16 protein-coding genes are annotated in these 15155 nt (G+C 71.7%); 10 read left to right on the top strand and 6 right to left on the bottom strand.

Annotated features, from left to right (window positions below; all coding sequences use genetic code 11):
• The first annotated feature begins 193 nt into the window (after positions 1 to 193).
• From glnA to QFZ82_RS28410, 3 genes are all read left to right on the top strand, one after another.
• A complete protein-coding gene (glnA, locus tag QFZ82_RS28420; RefSeq protein WP_307715857.1) occupies positions 194 to 1603 on the top strand; it encodes a type I glutamate--ammonia ligase in 1410 nt (469 codons plus the stop codon).
• Positions 1604 to 1775: 172 nt separating this feature from the next.
• The gene (locus tag QFZ82_RS28415) at positions 1776 to 2243 is read left to right on the top strand and encodes a hypothetical protein (protein ID WP_307715856.1); all 468 of its coding nucleotides are present in this window, start codon (positions 1776 to 1778) and stop codon (positions 2241 to 2243) included.
• 40 nt (positions 2244 to 2283) lie between these two features.
• On the top strand, positions 2284 to 3147 hold the full coding sequence (locus tag QFZ82_RS28410) for an MOSC domain-containing protein (RefSeq protein WP_307715855.1): 864 nt from the start codon (positions 2284 to 2286) through the stop codon (positions 3145 to 3147).
• Positions 3148 to 3157: 10 nt separating this feature from the next.
• On the opposite strand, the gene QFZ82_RS28405 is transcribed toward QFZ82_RS28410, so the two are convergent.
• A complete protein-coding gene (locus tag QFZ82_RS28405) occupies positions 3158 to 3424 on the bottom strand; it encodes a hypothetical protein (RefSeq protein ID WP_177150161.1) in 267 nt (88 codons plus the stop codon).
• Positions 3425 to 3545: 121 nt separating this feature from the next.
• Here QFZ82_RS28405 and QFZ82_RS28400 point away from each other — a divergent pair, with 121 nt between their 5' ends.
• Together QFZ82_RS28400 and QFZ82_RS28395 are read left to right on the top strand one after the other, a co-directional pair.
• Positions 3546 to 3908 carry an arsenate reductase family protein gene (locus tag QFZ82_RS28400; protein WP_177150160.1) on the top strand — a complete coding sequence of 121 codons (363 nt, stop codon included), beginning with the start codon at positions 3546 to 3548 and terminating at the stop codon, positions 3906 to 3908.
• Between the two features lie 381 nt (positions 3909 to 4289).
• Positions 4290 to 4949: a hypothetical protein gene (locus QFZ82_RS28395; RefSeq protein ID WP_307715854.1), complete on the top strand. Its 660-nt coding sequence runs from the start codon at positions 4290 to 4292 to the stop codon at positions 4947 to 4949.
• Between the two features lie 240 nt (positions 4950 to 5189).
• Here QFZ82_RS28395 and QFZ82_RS28390 read toward each other — a convergent pair whose 3' ends face one another.
• Positions 5190 to 6101, bottom strand: a complete 912-nt coding sequence (locus QFZ82_RS28390) for a Gfo/Idh/MocA family protein (RefSeq protein ID WP_307715853.1) — start codon at positions 6099 to 6101, stop codon at positions 5190 to 5192.
• Between the two features lie 321 nt (positions 6102 to 6422).
• On the opposite strand from QFZ82_RS28390, the gene QFZ82_RS28385 reads away from it, so the two are divergent.
• From QFZ82_RS28385 to QFZ82_RS28375, 3 genes are all read left to right on the top strand, one after another.
• Positions 6423 to 6776, top strand: a complete 354-nt coding sequence (locus tag QFZ82_RS28385; protein ID WP_307715852.1) for a hypothetical protein — start codon at positions 6423 to 6425, stop codon at positions 6774 to 6776.
• 107 nt (positions 6777 to 6883) lie between these two features.
• A complete protein-coding gene (gene glnII, locus QFZ82_RS28380) occupies positions 6884 to 7918 on the top strand; it encodes a glutamine synthetase (RefSeq protein ID WP_307715851.1) in 1035 nt (344 codons plus the stop codon).
• Positions 7919 to 8317: 399 nt separating this feature from the next.
• Positions 8318 to 8905, top strand: a complete 588-nt coding sequence (locus QFZ82_RS28375) for a winged helix-turn-helix domain-containing protein (RefSeq protein WP_307715850.1) — start codon at positions 8318 to 8320, stop codon at positions 8903 to 8905.
• Between the two features lie 51 nt (positions 8906 to 8956).
• On the opposite strand, the gene QFZ82_RS28370 is transcribed toward QFZ82_RS28375, so the two are convergent.
• Both QFZ82_RS28370 and QFZ82_RS28365 read right to left on the bottom strand, forming a co-directional pair.
• Positions 8957 to 10375: a PepSY domain-containing protein gene (locus QFZ82_RS28370; protein WP_307715849.1), complete on the bottom strand. Its 1419-nt coding sequence runs from the start codon at positions 10373 to 10375 to the stop codon at positions 8957 to 8959.
• A gap of 44 nt (positions 10376 to 10419) precedes the next feature.
• Positions 10420 to 11034 carry a hypothetical protein gene (locus tag QFZ82_RS28365; protein WP_307715848.1) on the bottom strand — a complete coding sequence of 205 codons (615 nt, stop codon included), beginning with the start codon at positions 11032 to 11034 and terminating at the stop codon, positions 10420 to 10422.
• A 130-nt stretch (positions 11035 to 11164) separates the two neighbouring features.
• Between QFZ82_RS28365 and QFZ82_RS28360 the strand changes: the two genes are divergently transcribed.
• Positions 11165 to 12172 carry an NAD-dependent epimerase/dehydratase family protein gene (locus QFZ82_RS28360; protein ID WP_307715847.1) on the top strand — a complete coding sequence of 336 codons (1008 nt, stop codon included), beginning with the start codon at positions 11165 to 11167 and terminating at the stop codon, positions 12170 to 12172.
• Between the two features lie 25 nt (positions 12173 to 12197).
• Here QFZ82_RS28360 and QFZ82_RS28355 read toward each other — a convergent pair whose 3' ends face one another.
• Positions 12198 to 12731, bottom strand: a complete 534-nt coding sequence (locus tag QFZ82_RS28355; protein ID WP_307715846.1) for a GNAT family N-acetyltransferase — start codon at positions 12729 to 12731, stop codon at positions 12198 to 12200.
• A 156-nt stretch (positions 12732 to 12887) separates the two neighbouring features.
• Here QFZ82_RS28355 and QFZ82_RS28350 point away from each other — a divergent pair, with 156 nt between their 5' ends.
• On the top strand, positions 12888 to 14474 hold the full coding sequence (locus tag QFZ82_RS28350; protein WP_307715845.1) for a DUF1996 domain-containing protein: 1587 nt from the start codon (positions 12888 to 12890) through the stop codon (positions 14472 to 14474).
• Positions 14475 to 14621: 147 nt separating this feature from the next.
• On the opposite strand, the gene QFZ82_RS28345 is transcribed toward QFZ82_RS28350, so the two are convergent.
• Positions 14622 to 15152 (bottom strand): hypothetical protein, encoded by a 531-nt coding sequence (locus QFZ82_RS28345; protein ID WP_307715844.1) that lies wholly within the window; start codon positions 15150 to 15152, stop codon positions 14622 to 14624.
• Between the last annotated feature and the right edge of the window lie 3 nt (positions 15153 to 15155).

Here is a 15155-nt window from a genome sequence, read left to right as displayed (position 1 = left end):
GATCACTTCGGCCCGGGTCCCCGCGCCGGCCACGGGTGCACTCGGCACCCGTGGCGGTTAACTTCGTCGAAACAAATGGGTCATGCTTGAGAAATCCGGTCTGCCTATGGTCGGGTCCAGCGTGTGCCACCGCACTGGCCGCACGGACGAGCTGCAACCCCGCCCCTCCCCGGGTGGGAGTAGGAGGAGTTGGATGTTCCAGAACGCCGACGAGGCCAAGAAGTACATCGCTGACAACGACGTAAAGATGGTTGACGTCCGGTTCTGCGACCTTCCTGGCGTCATGCAGCACTTCACGATCCCGGCGACGGCCTTCGACCCCTCGGACGAGCTGGCGTTCGACGGCTCGTCGATCCGCGGCTTCCAGGCGATCCACGAGTCCGACATGGCGCTGCGCGCCGACCTGTCGACCGCCCGTCTGGACCCGTTCCGCCGCGACAAGACGCTGAACATCAACTTCTTCATCCACGACCCGATCACGGGTGAGCAGTACAGCCGCGACCCGCGCAACATCGCCAAGAAGGCCGAGGCCTACCTCGCCTCCACCGGCATCGCGGACACCGCGTACTTCGGCCCCGAGGCCGAGTTCTACGTCTTCGACTCGGTGCGCTTCAACACCGCCGCGAACGAGGGCTTCTACCACATCGACTCCGAGGCCGGCGCCTGGAACACGGGCGCGGTCGAGGACAACCGGGGCTACAAGGTCCGCTACAAGGGCGGCTACTTCCCGGCCCCGCCGGTCGACCACTTCGCCGACCTGCGTGCGGAGATCTCCCTGGAGCTGGAGAACGTCGGCCTGCAGGTCGAGCGCCAGCACCACGAGGTCGGCACCGCCGGCCAGGCGGAGATCAACTACAAGTTCAACACGCTGCTCGCCGCGGCCGACGACCTGATGCTCTTCAAGTACATCGTGAAGAACGTCGCCTGGCGCAACGGCAAGACCGCGACCTTCATGCCGAAGCCGATCTTCGGCGACAACGGCTCGGGCATGCACGTCCACCAGTCGCTGTGGCAGGGCGGCTCCCCGCTCTTCTACGACGAGGCCGGTTACGCGGGCCTGTCGGACACCGCCCGTTACTACATCGGCGGCATCCTCAAGCACGCCCCGTCGCTGCTGGCCTTCACCAACCCGACGGTGAACTCCTACCACCGCCTCGTCCCCGGCTTCGAGGCCCCGGTCAACCTGGTGTACTCGCAGCGCAACCGCTCGGCGGCGATGCGTATCCCGATCACCGGCTCGAACCCGAAGGCCAAGCGCGTCGAGTTCCGCGCGCCGGACCCGTCGTCGAACCCGTACCTCGCCTTCTCCGCGCTCCTCCTCGCGGGCCTGGACGGCGTGAAGAACAAGATCGAGCCGGCCGAGCCGATCGACAAGGACCTCTACGAGCTCGCCCCCGACGAGCACGCGAACGTCCCCCAGGTCCCGACCTCCCTCCCCGCGGTCCTCGACGCCCTGGAGGAGGACAACGAGTACCTGCAGGCGGGCGGCGTGTTCACCTCGGACCTGATCGAGACGTGGATCGACTACAAGCGCACGAACGAGATCGCCCCGATCCAGCTGCGGCCGCACCCGCACGAGTTCGAGCTCTACTTCGACATCTAAGATCGCCGCAGGTCAGAGCGGGTTCCGCTCACCTGAGCCGTCTGTGGGTCGTCGGCCGTGCCCTTCCCTCACCGGAAGGCACGGCCGACGGCCTTTCCCGTACCCGGCCCGGCTCCGCCACGGCGGCGCTCCCCCGGTCGCGGGCCGCCCGGCGCGGGGCGAATCTGGGGACATGAGCGAGCCGAGCAACCACCCGCGGTGGAACGCGCCCGTGCCGCCGCAGCACCCGGTCAGGAAGCGCCGGAAGTGGCTCTGGGTCGTACTCGTCGTCCTGATGCTGGTCGTCGGAGGGTGCCTGGCCGCTGTCGGTCTCGTCGTGAGCGAGGTGTCCGACGAGGACGCGGGGGCCAGGACCGTCACGGTCACCTATGAGGTCACGGGCGACGCCCGTGATGTCACGGTGTCCTTTTCCGTCCAGGGCACGGGGGACCTGCGCACCGAGCAGGAGCTGGAGCAGGTGACGGGTCTGCCGTGGCGCAGGGAGATCGAGACGTCCGGGCAGGAGATGAGCAGCACGCTCGTCGTCACGGTCGGCGCGGCCGGCGGCAAGGCCACCTGCCGGGTGCGGGTCGGCGACGAGCCGGTGCGGACCGCCACTGCCTCCGGGCCCCACGACACCGCCACCTGCAAGTCACCCTGAGACATCCGCGTGCCCCGTGGCCCCTCTACGATCCATGTCCATGGGGATCACTGTGCAGAAGCTGACGTACTACCCGGTCAAGGGCTGCGCCGGGACCGATGTGATGTCCGCCGTGGCCGGGGACGCGGGGCTCGAGCACGATCGGACGTTCATGGTGGTCGACGCCGTCGACGGGTCGTTCCGCAGTCAGCGGACACACCCCGCCCTGGCCGCCGTACGGCCCCGGGTCGGCGAGGGCGGGCGCACGGTGACGCTGCGGGCGGGCGGGGTCGAGGATCTCCTGGTCGACGTGGACCCCGAGGGCGCGCCACGGCTGGTGAGCCTGTTCGACAAGCCGGTCGGGCACGCGATCGACCAGGGCGACGCCGTCGCCGAGTGGCTCTCCGAGGTGCTCGGCATCAAGTCGCGGCTGGTACGCGTGCGCGACGGGTTCGACCGGGACGGGTGGGGGGAGACGCCCGGCAAGGTCGCCTTCGCCGACGCGCATGCCGTGGCCGTCGTCTCGCAGGCCTCGCTCGACGGGCTCAACGCACGGATCGAGGCCGCGGGCGGGACGCCGGTGCCCATGGACCGCTTCCGGGCCAACATCGTCCTCGACGGGTGCGCCGCGCCGCACGACGAGGACCTCATGCGGCGGCTGGAGATCGGAACCGCCCTGCTCGCCCATTCCGTACGGGCGATGCGCTGTTCCGTGCCGCTGGTGGACCAGGTTACCGGGCGGCGGGCGGGGCCCGAGCCGGTGCGCACCCTCGCGACGTACCGGCGGGAGCCCGCGTACGACAACAAGGTCAGCTTCGGTGCGAAGGTGGCGGTGCTGCGCGGCGGCACGCTGTCCGTCGGGGACACCGTGCGCGCCGAGTGGTACGAGAACGGGGCGCCCGATCCCAGGCGCCCCGTCTCCTGAACCCGTCGGATCAGCGGCCGTAGCGGATCAGGGCCCGGACCATCCGGCACGTCGTGTCGGACGGGACGTGCACGCCGATGCGCTCGGCCGTGGCCCGTATGCGGCGGTTGTCGGCGGTCGCCGGGTGGTAGACGCCGGAGTCGAGCAGGGCGATCGTGAGGCGCATCGCCTTCAGGCGGCGGTTGTGCGACACGTACCACTCGCGCGGCTGTCCGGCCGGGAGCGGCTTCTTCTGATGGGGGATCAGGGGCTTCGTCGTGAGTGTGGCAACGGCCATCGGCAACCTCCTGGCGCGGTGGCGGGACCATCCCGAACTGCTGTTCATTCTACCGGCGGGCACTGACAATCGCCGCTGGCCAGAAGGCGTTTGAGGCAGCGTGAGCGGTACGGTGTGCGGCATGGAGATCTGGATCAACCCCGCCTGTTCCAAGTGCCGCAGCGCCCTCACGCTGCTCGACGCCGAGGGCGCCGACTACACCGTGCGGCGCTATCTGGAGGACGTGCCGACCGAGGACGAGATCCGGGAGGTGCTGGGCCGGCTCGGCCTCGAACCGTGGGACATCACACGTACGCAGGAGGCCGCGGCGAAGGAGCTGGGGCTCAAGGAGTGGGCGCGGGACGAGAGTTCACGTGACCGCTGGATCGCGGCCCTCGCGCAGCACCCGAAGCTCATCCAGCGGCCGATCATCACGGCGGAGGACGGCACGGCGGTGGTGGGGCGTACGGAGGAGGCGGTGCGGGACGCGATCGGCCGGGGCTGACGCCCCGGTGCGCCGCGGCGCGCGGCCGGGTCCGCGCGCCTGCCGGTGCCGGTGCCGGTGCCGGTGCCGGTGCTGTCAGCGTTCGTCGGTGACCGCCACCTTCGACGTCGCCAGCGCGGTTCCAGGTGCTGACGGCGCGGAACGCCTTCGGGGCCAGTGGGGTACGCGACGCCGCCGGAGCACGTGTACGAGGAAGCACTGGACGCTCTGTGCCGCGCGCTGCCGCCGGGGTGAGCGGCGGCGAAGGGCCAACTGCGGGTTCCTTAAAGAAAGTTAAGGAAGAGACGGCCGTGATCGGTGAGCAGGCGCCGACGGCTACTCGTACGTAAGGGCACAAGGAACCAACCGGCTGCCCCCGCGGCCGGGGACAGGAGCCCTTTCGTGTCACGCAAGAAGACCCTCAGCGGCAAGAAGAAGATCGCCCTCCTGGCCGGCGCCGCAGCGCTGGTCGGCGGCACTGCGATCGTCATGACCGGCACGAGCCAGGCATCGGTCGCCTGTGACGGTCTCGCCCAGGCGATCAGCAACAACGAGAACTTCATCGCCGGTCAACGAGCCAATGCGGACGCGCAGTCGGCGGCGCGGATCGCCAACCGGGAGGCGGTGATCGCGCAGATCAGGGTCCAGCAGGAGGCGGCGGGCTGCGACGCCGGGGCGGGTGGCGGCGACCAGGCGGCGCCCCCGGCCGAGGCACCGCCCGCCGAAGAGGCACCGCCCGCCGAGGAAGCGCCCCCCGCGGCTGACGACGGCGGCCAGGACGCCGGCAGCGGGAACGCGGGCGGCGGCGCCGCGGGCGAGGTCGTCTGCGCCGGCTCGACCGTGACGCTCTCCGGCGAGGGCGGCGCACCGGCCGCCTCCAGCAACCAGTTCCCCGTCGGCACCCAGCTGAAGGTGACCAACCTGGACAACAACAAGTCCACGACCGTCGAGGTGACGTCGGTGTCCGGCAGCTGCGCGCTGCTGAACAACGCGGCCTTCGAGCAGGTGCGTGAGGCCGGCAAGTTCCTGATCCGCAACGCGCGGATCGAGCGCGTCGGCTGACGCCGCACGGCCGGGCCCGCATCCCCCACTCCGGCGGGCCCGGCCGTTGCGGACCCCCGGGACGGTGCCGTCCGCGCTCCCCTCCCCGCTGTCCCCCGGCGGAGCGCCCGCCTCCGAGCCGCACACTCGGAGCGCACCGGACGGCACCGTCCCGTCCTTCCCGCCCGGCCGGGCACACCCGCACCACCCGGCCGGCCACCGCCACACCCGGCACCGCCGGGCCGCGCCCACGCACGCGCGTCAGCGCCCCGCCCCGGACGCCTTCCGCTCGGCCTCCGCGAGGATCTCCGTGATCCGCAGTCCGAACCGCACGTCGCACGGGTGGGGCCGCCCCGTCCGTACCACGCCCATCAGTTCGTTGACCGCCGTGCGGAACGAGTCCACCGGATTGCCCCAGCCGTCCGGCAGTTCGGCCTTGCCGTGCTCCCCCAGCAGCACCAGGCTCACGCCCGCCGCGTTGAGCGGCGCGGCGAGGCCGAGCGTCACCGTGCTGGAGGCGCCCGAGGCGTGCCGGAGCACCATGTGGGTCGTGTCCGAAGGCCCGCGGGCCGCCGTCAGCTCCACCACGTCGCCCAGCACCGGGAGCAGCGCGGAGAGCGCGTGGGGGCCGACGTCCCACAGGCCGCCCTTCTCCCGCCGCCACGGGGACGCCGCGAACGGGCTCTCCGCTCCCGGCGAGAACAGCGCGCCGAGCCACTGCGCATGAGCCGTGAACCAGCCGCCGACCGCCGCCTGTTCCGCGATCCACCGCGCGGTGTCGGTGGAGAAGCGCAGCGTGCAGAACACGACGGACGCGACCTTCGCCTCCTCCACGGCGTTCACGGCGTCCCGGGCGGCGGCGACCGTCGTCGCCACCGGCTTGTCCAGCAGCAGATGGCAGCCGGCGGCGGCTGCCCGGGCCGCGAGCGGCGCCTGCACGTCCGGCGGCACGGCGAAGGCGATCGCGTCGTTGGAGGCGAACAGCGCGTCGATGCCGTCCTCACCGGTGAACGCCGTCGTGCCGTGGGCGTCCGCGAGCGCGGCGGCCGCCTCCGGCCGCCGCCCCCACACCCCGCCGAGGACGACGTCCGGGTGGCCGGAGAGCGCGGGGGCCTGGGTCATCGCGGCCCAGGGGCCGGCGCCGAGAAGTCCGATACGCAGGTGCTTGGTCATGGACACCAGTGTGCCCGCGCGACGGCTGCGCGACCCGGCCCTCGTGCGGCGCGTCCGCCCCCATGGATGCGGGCGTCCGGCCGAAAAAGAGCCCTGTATACGACGCGGGCGGCCGGCGACGACCGGGCCCCGCACCCGGCGCCGGCGAGGACCCGTACGGGGAGTTGGTGCACCAGGACGCGCACTACGGCGCCGCCGTGCGCGAGTTCACGGCCGCGCTCGCGACAGCCCGCGCCCTGAGGACTCGCGGATCCGCGGGCCGCCGCGCGGGCGCAGAAGCGGCTGTGGGCCGAGCAGCACGACACGCTGTTCGCCGGACGGGTGCCGGATCCCTCGTACGCCTTCGAGCGCGTGTACCGGACGGACGGGTACACGCTGGCGGTTCCTGCCCCGTTCCGGCGCGGGGTGGCGGAGCAGCACATCGGCGAGGCGATCACGGACCCCACGGGATGTGCCGCATGTCTCAGGACGTTCCGTCTGCCGGAGGCGCGGATCGGCCGCGGGCGCCTGCTCCAGGTGCTCCACGACCACGACCGGCACCTCGGAGGTGCCGCGAAAACCCTGGGTACGGCCGGTGAGGCGCTGGTCGGGCGCATCCCGGACCGCGGCCGCTCCGGGTCGCTGCCGAACGCGCACGAGGCGGCCCGTCGCGCACGCGCGACACGCCGGGCATAACGGTGAAATGTTCCGCGTAACACGGGGTTCACAAACGGGCAACGGCCGGGAAATCGCGCGTTGCCAAGCTGCGCGGCATACCGCTGCACCCGCAAAGGATGAGGTCCGTGAGCATCAAGGCTGAGTACATCTGGATCGACGGCACCGAGCCGACCGCCAAGCTTCGCTCGAAGACGAAGATCCTGGCCGCCGGTTCCTCCACGGCCCTCGCCGACCTGCCCATCTGGGGCTTCGACGGGTCCAGCACCAACCAGGCCGAGGGCCACGCGTCGGACCGCGTGCTGAAGCCGGTCTTCGTCTGCCCGGACCCGATCCGCGGCGGCGACAACATCCTCGTGCTGAACGAGGTCCTCAACATCGACATGACGCCGCACGAGTCCAACACCCGTGCCGCGCTCGTCGAGGTCGCGGAGACGTTCGCCGCGCAGGAGCCGATCTTCGGCATCGAGCAGGAGTACACCTTCTTCAAGGGCTCCCGTCCGCTCGGCTTCCCCGAGGGCGGCTTCCCCGCCGCGCAGGGCGGCTACTACTGCGGCGTCGGCTCGGACGAGATCTTCGGCCGTGACGTGGTCGAGGCGCACCTGGAGAACTGCCTCGCGGCGGGCCTCGGCATCTCCGGCATCAACGCCGAGGTCATGCCCGGCCAGTGGGAGTTCCAGGTCGGCCCGCTCGCGCCGCTGGAGGTCTCCGACCAGCTGTGGGTGGCCCGCTGGCTGCTCTACCGCACCGCCGAGGACTTCAACGTCGCCGCCACCCTCGACCCCAAGCCGGTCAAGGGCGACTGGAACGGCGCGGGCGCGCACACCAACTTCTCCACCAAGGCGATGCGCGAGGGCTACGACGCGATCATCACCGCGTGCGAGTCGCTCGGTGAGGGCTCCAAGCCGATGGACCACGTCAAGAACTACGGCGCCGGCATCGACGACCGCCTGACCGGTCTGCACGAGACCGCCCCGTGGAACGAGTACAGCTACGGCGTCTCCGACCGCGGCGCCTCGGTCCGCATCCCGTGGCAGGTCGAGAAGGACGGCAAGGGCTACATCGAGGACCGCCGTCCCAACGCCAACGTCGACCCGTACGTGGTGACCCGCCTGCTGGTGGACACCTGCTGCTCGGCCCTGGAGAAGGCCGGCCAGGTCTGATCACCCGCGTGACCCAAGGGGCGCCCGCCGACCAGGCGGGCGCCCCTCTCGCGTAGGGTCGCGCGCAGGGTACGGGTCGCCAATTCCGGTCCGTGTGGCCGAAACACCGCGCACGTAGGAAAGATCACGTATCGACAGGTGGAAGAGGCCTGCTGCGGTCGTTGCGGGTCTGCTTCAATAGGCACATGGCCGACTACCGGAACGACGCGCAGGGTCGCAGCGACCTCGAGCCGTTCTGGCCTTCCCGTCAGCACCACGACTTCGACCGGGTGTGTTGCCCCGCGGTGAACGCGCGGGCCCTCTAAAACCGTTCTTCCCGGCCTTCGGCCAGCGCGCACGACGTACGTCCGTCCTCACGACGCATCGACGACTTCCTCCGCGCGAAAGAGCTGACCTCCCATGGCGAACAGCCGTTCCTTCTCGACCATTTCCGCCGCTTCCGCCGTCTCCTCCCCCGTCCCCCAGGGACGCGTCACGACCGACCGGACAGCGCCTTCGGGCCGGCACCGGCTGCGTGCCGTCGACCGGGACGAGGTCGTGGACGTCGCCGACCTCCTGCCGCCGGGCGCCACGTGGCTGCCCGCCCCTCCGCACACCCTGCCCACGCTGCCCGGCCGCCCCCCGATGGTCGGCTACCTCGTCCTCGTACCGGCCGACGAGCAGCCGCCCCCGGCGGCCGCCGCCGCGCCGGAGCGGCCGGCCGGCGAGGGCCCGGTGGCGATCGACTCGGTCCGGCGCACCGCCAGCGTGGACGGTCGGGAACTCGACCTCACCTACCTGGAGTTCGAGCTGCTGGCCCATCTGGTGGCACACCCGCACCGGGTGCACACGCGCGACCAGCTGGTGACCACCGTGTGGGGCTACGGCCACGTCGGCGACGGCCGGACGGTGGACGTCCATGTCGCCCGGCTGCGGCGCAAGCTCGGAGCCGACCACCGCCGCACGATCCAGACCGTGCGGCGGGTCGGCTACAAGTACGCGCCCTGAGGCACGGGTCCGGTCCCGGTCAGGCCCGGGACCGGTCAGGCCCGGGACCGGTCAGGCCCGGGACCGGGCCCTCGCCACCGCGCCGAGCGCGACGTCCACCGCGAGGAACACCAGCAGACTGATGCCGAGCATCGGCACGAACCAGCCGACGAGCGCCGTCGCGGCGGCCGGCGGCAGCAGCGCCGTGAGCGGCGCCTTGCGCCAGGCGCCGCGCGGCATCGGGCGGCCCACCGACAGGGTGCGTTCCTTCGTGGGCCTGCGCTGCCACCACATGCGGTAGCCCCACACGATCAGCAGGATCAGGGCGACCATCAGCGCGGCGAGCGCGAGCTGGTTGACCGGACCGAACAGGACGCCCATGTGGCCGTCGATGCCGAACCGGGTCAGCTTGGCGAGCAACGGGTAGTCGTCGAAGCGGAGCTCGTCGATGATCCGGCCGTCCGCCGGGTCGACGGCGACCGAGTCGAGGTGGACCGGGTACTGGGTGTCGGTCTCCTTGACGACGTATCCGTCGCCGTCGGCCGGCAGGGTCACGGAGATCCTGCCGTCGACGCCGTAGCCGCGGGCCGCCGCCACGGCGTTGTCGATACCGATGTCGGCGCCTTCGTGGCCGCCGCCGCCTCCGCCGCTGTGGCGCTCGTGGCCTTCGTGGCCGCCGCCGCTGCCGCCGCCCGGTGCGAGGGCGGCCGTGACGACGGGGGTGGACCCGCCGAGCCGGGACTGCACCGCGTCGATGTTCTCGCCCGCGTAGCGGGACCAGGTCAGCCCCGTGGCCGACAGCAGGACGAGACCGGTGACGGCCCACAGGCCGACGGAGCCGTGCCGGGACAGGGTCCTGCGGCGGCCCTTCGCGCCGCGCTCGGGCAGGACCAGATCGCGCTTGGTACGGCGTCGGCGTCCGAACCACAGCACCAGCCCGCCCAGCGCGACGATCCACAGCCAGCTGGCGGCCAGCTCGCTGTAGTGCCGGCCGAGTGCGCCCAGGTGCAGATCGGCGTGGAACTCCGAGAGCCAGGCCCGCAGCGGGAGCGCGCCGGAGCTGCCGTACGAGGGGAGTTCACCGCGTACGTCCGCGGTGTAGGGGTCGACGAAGACGGCGAGGGACTTGTCCTCCGCCACGTCGGGGGAGGTCATCAGGACGCGGGTGGTCGCGCCGTCCTCGTACGAGGGCCACACCGCGGTCACCGTGCCCTCGGGGTGGGCGGCGCGCGCGGCGTCGACCTGTGCCGAGAGCGGGACGGACCGCTCGCCGACGGGGACGCGCAGTTCGTGGCGGTAGACGAACTTCTCCGCCTGGAAGGACAGCGAGTACAGCAGGCCGCTGACCGCGGCGACGAGGAGGAGCGGGGCCGTCAGCAGCCCGGCGTAGAAGTGGAGACGGAGCAGGAGGGGACGCAGCGCGCCGCGCGCTTCGGGAGCGGTGCTCGCGCCGGATGACGAGGTGCCCTTGCTGGGGGCGTCGATGGACATGAGGGTCCCAAGGGTCGGTGTTGACATGGGGAATCGGCCCCAGGTCAGACAGCGGCTCCAGGGGCCGTGGCACGGGGGACGGGGTACGCGGGCGGGCCGCGGCGGACCACGGTGTACGCGAGGACGACGCAGTGGCGGCGCTCGTCGGCCGCGCCGGCGGCGGGCCGGGGCGCGGCGTCCGGCTCGGGCAGCCGTACGGCGCCCAGCGGCAGCCGCAGCGGTGTGAACGCGAAGGACAGCGCGGCGTGCGCGAGCCGGAAGAACGCCGCCTCGCCGTGGGCCAGCCACAGGGCGCAGCCGGCGGCGGCGAGGAGGTGGACGGCGAGCATGCCGGTGCCGATGCTCTCGGCGGCGGTCTGCGCGGTGTCGTAGTGCTCGTGCCGCCCGTGGTGGTGGGGTGCCGTGGGTCCCTCACCGGAGAACAGCAGGTGCAGTCCGCCCTGCACGGCGAGCAGTCCGGCCCCGATGGAGCACGCGCTCCGGCGGCGGCCGGCCGCGAACCAGCCGGCGGCGGCGGTCACGCCGAGCGCGGCGAGCAGTCCGGAAGCGGGGATGTCGTGCGCAGACAGGGACGAATGCCCTATCGCCGCCAACGTGACGGCCACCGCCGCGAAAAGCGCGGCCCGCAAGGCGCGCATCGGCGACCGGGCATCCGTCATCGTCGGCACATGCTGCCATCCCCGCGCCCGGACCGGGAGAGTGACCGCCGGTAGGGACCATTCCGGGCCGGGCTTCTCCTGGCAGCGGAATCCCTGAGGACGGCGGCCGGTGCCGGGCACAGTCGTGACCATGAGACTTCTGGTGCTGGGCGGGACGGAATTCGTGGGGCGCGCGGTCGTGGAAGGGGCGCTCGCACGCGGATGGCAGGTCACGGTGTTCCACCGCGGGAGGCACCCGGCTCCGGACGGGGTGTCCGACCTGATCGGCGACCGGCTGGCCCCCGGCGGCCTCGCCGCGCTGCACGACGGCGAGTGGGACGCGGTGGTCGACACCTGGTCGGCCGCGCCGTCGGCCGTGCGGGACGCGGCGCGGCTGCTGGCGGGCCGAGTGGGGCGCTTTGTCTACGTGTCGAGCTGCTCGGTGTACGCGTGGCCGCCGGCGGCCGGGTACGACGAGAGCGCGCTGCTGGTCGACGGTTCGCCGGACGCGGGCGACGTGCCGTACGCACAGGCCAAGCGGGGTGGCGAGCTGGCCGTCCTCGACGCCTTCGGCGCCTCCCGCTCGCTGCTGGTGCGCTCGGGCCTGATCCTCGGTCCGTGGGAGAACGTGGGCCGTCTGCCGTGGTGGCTGGAGCGGATCGCGCGCGGCGGTGACGTCGTCGCGCCGGGGCCGCGGGACACACCGCTGCAGTACATCGACGTCCGCGACCTGGCCGAGTGGACGCTGGACGCTGCGGCGGCGGGCCTGGAGGGCCCGTACAACCTGGTGAGCGAGCCGGGCCACACGACGATGGGCGAGCTGCTGGAGGAGTGCGTGGCGGTGACAGGGTCGTCGGCACGGCTGCGGTGGACGCCTGCGGACGTGGTGCTGTCGGCGGGCGCCGAGCCGTGGTCCCAGCTCCCCGTCTGGGTCCCGGCGGCCGAACGCCCGGACATGCACGGCGCGTTGCACGGGGCCGGGGTGTCCCGGGCACTGGCGGCCGGCCTGCGGTGCCGGCCGGTGCGGGAGACGGTGCGCGACACATGGTCGTGGCTGCTGTCGCTCGGCGGGCCGGCGCCGCTGCGGCCGGACCGGCCGCGGGTGGGCCTGCCGCCCGAGCTGGAGGCGGCGCTGCTGGCGGGGCGTCCGGGGGCGTAGCCGGGTCCCGCCGGCCGCGGGCCGGTCAGCCCTGGTACTCGGTCAGGTCGATCGCGTAGACCCGCAGCGGGTACCCGTACACGGGGTGGACCGTCTCGCGCTCCGGCGACATGCCCAGCTTGCGCATCACGTTCTCGGAGGCGGTGTTGCCGGTGCGGCAGATGCTGACGACCCGGTCGAGGCCCCGGTCCTGAAGGGCGAACTCCAGAACGGCCTGAGCGGCCTCGGAGGCGTAGCCCTGTCCCCAGAAGGGGCGGCCGAGGCGCCAGCCGATCTCGACGGCCGGAAGCACCTCGGGCAGGAAGTCCGGTACGGACAGGCCGGCGAATCCGGCCAGTTCGCCCGAGGCGAGGAGCTCGACGGCGAACAGCCCGAACCCCTCCTCGTCCCACTCCTCCTCACAGCGCTCGATGCCCTCCGCCGTCTGCTCGAGGTCGCGGACCGAGCCGTCGTCGATCCACCGCATCACCGCGGGGTCGGCGTTGATCTCGGCCATGGGCACGAGGTCGTCATCCGTCCAGCGGCGCAGGCGGAGGCGGGGCGTGAGGATCTCGGTCATGCACCCATTGTGCCCGGTTTGACGCTGGAGGTTGCTACGAATCAATGGTGGCGGTGAACACCCCGTGCGCCACTCCCGTATGAGACGACGCGCTTCTCCCTCTGCCGGGACCCCCCTTAACCCACACACCCCCCGGCAACAAGCAGAGGAGTTCCATTGGGACGCACATCAAGAAAACGCTCGACGCTGGCCAATCGGGCGATCGCCGCCTCGGCCGCATTGATCCTGGGCGGGGGCGGGCTGGTAGCGGCCAATACGTATGCCTCCGCAGGCGAAGGCTGGTGGCCGGGCGGGCGGAACGACGGACAGCAGAGCAGCACCAAGGCCACGGCCGGGCAGCAGGTGTCCACCATCGACTGTCCCGACGTCGGCAACTCGCTCCAGGAGGTGCCCGACCAGCAGCGCTTGGCGGTCGACCGTGAACTGGCCACGCTCGACACCCAGATCACCACGGCGTACCAGCGGTTCGCCGACAACCGTGAGCGGGTGCAGTCGGACCGGTCCTTCGCCGAGAACCAGATCCTGTCCCCGTTGCGCAACGAACGCCTGGTGGTCATCCAGCGGATCGTGGCGATGATCGACCGCTCGGCCGAGCGCCCGCAGGGGCTGGAGCAGATGGCTCCGTGCACCCTGCGCGACGACGGCAACAACGACGGCGACGGCAACGCTGACGGCGACAGTCAGAACAACGACGGGGACCAGAACGGAGACGACCAGAACGGAGGCGACCAGAACGACGGCCAGGACCAGAACGACGGCCAGAACGACGGCGGCGGTCAGAACGACGGGGACGGCGACGACGGCAACGGCAACCAGGGCGGCGCCGGCCAGGCCGGCAACGGGCCCGAGGCGGGCGACTTCGTCGAGATCCAGAACGTCCAGCCGAACGTCCAGCAGCCGCGCAACCAGAACGGTTCCTCCCAAGGCACGTTCACCACGGACTGCGGTGTGAACGCCAACGGCAAGTTCAACCCGGACAACGTCATCGTCGCCCCGGGCGTGAGCAATGGCGCCCACCATATGCACGACTACGTCGGCAACCAGGCCAACGACGCCTTCGCCAGCGACGACGACCTGGCGGCCGGTGACACCACGTGCCGCAACCAGGGCGACAAGTCGACGTACTTCTGGCCGGTGCTGCGCCTGCAGAACGGGCAGCAGGAGAACGACGCCAATGCGGACGGCGGCGGCAACGACCAGAACGTCGGTGAGATCCAGACACCGTCACAGGTCACGATGACGTTCGTCGGCAGCCCGGTCAGCAAGGTGACGGCGATGCCGAGGTTCCTTCGCATCATCACCGGTGACGCGAAGGCGTTCGTCAACGGCGACGCCAATGCCAACGCCTCGTGGAGCTGCACCGGATTCGAGGACCGTCAGCTGAAGGACAAGTACCCGATCTGTCCCGAGGGCAGCCAGGTGGTGCGTTCGTTCAAGTTCCAGAGCTGCTGGGACGGCCAGAACACGGACAGCGCCAACCACCGCACCCATGTGGCCTTCGCGGACGAGGACGGCAACTGCCCCAACGGCTTCCAGGCGATTCCGCAGCTGGTGCAGCGCATCGTCTACGACGTGCCGCCCCCGGTGTTCGACGGTCAGAACGCCTCGGTGTTCGCCGTCGACTCCTTCCCGGAGCAGCTGCACAAGCCGGTCACCGACCACGGTGACTTCATCAACGTCTTCGACGAGAACCTTATGGACGAGGTGGTGGACTGCATCAACGACGGGCGCAGGTGCCAGTGACCCGCTGAACGGACGAGGCCGGTTCCGCCTGGAGTGCTCCAGGCGGAACCGGCCTCACCGTGTCTGCGGACACTGTCGTGCGCGGCCTTCCCGGGCCGGCCGGGAGATCCCGGCCGGCCCGCGGTACGGACCGATGGTCGTGGGGCCTCAGCCCCCGTGGCGCCCCTCGTGCTCCTTGTCGTCGCGGCCTTCATGGTCTTCGTGGCTTTCGTGGCCGCCCTCGCCGCTCTTGCCGCCGGTGTGCGAGCCGTGCTCGGTGCCCGTCTCCACCGTGCCGCCGAGCCGGCCGCGCAGCGCTGCCACCACCTTCTCGTCGCCGACCGCGACCCACTTGCGCCCGACCAGATACGTGCCGCCGTAGTCGTTGGCCTCGTTGATCCATTCGCGCTGGCCGCGGTCGGTGGCGAAGGTCGCGAGGACGTACCGGCCGTCGGCTGTCGCGCAGTTGGCCTGCCGCAGCTCGGCCGCGTCCGTCTGGATGTTCGGTTCGCATTCGGCCTGGCGTGCGATCTCCTCCAGGCTGCCGGTCGCCGTCCGGGGCTCCTTCGCGTCCCCGCCGGCCCCGACACGCCCGTCGTCGTCGCCTCCCGATGAGCAGGCGGCGGCCAGGGCGAGGACCACAACCGCCAGTCCTGTCCGGGCCGCTCGCCGCGTACTGGTGTTCTTACTCGTCCGCATCCG

This window comes from Streptomyces sp. V4I23, assembly GCF_030817975.1.
Lineage (GTDB): Bacteria > Actinomycetota > Actinomycetes > Streptomycetales > Streptomycetaceae > Streptomyces.
Note: the sequence above shows the minus strand (reverse complement) of the source record. Positions and strands in the feature narration are given on the sequence as shown.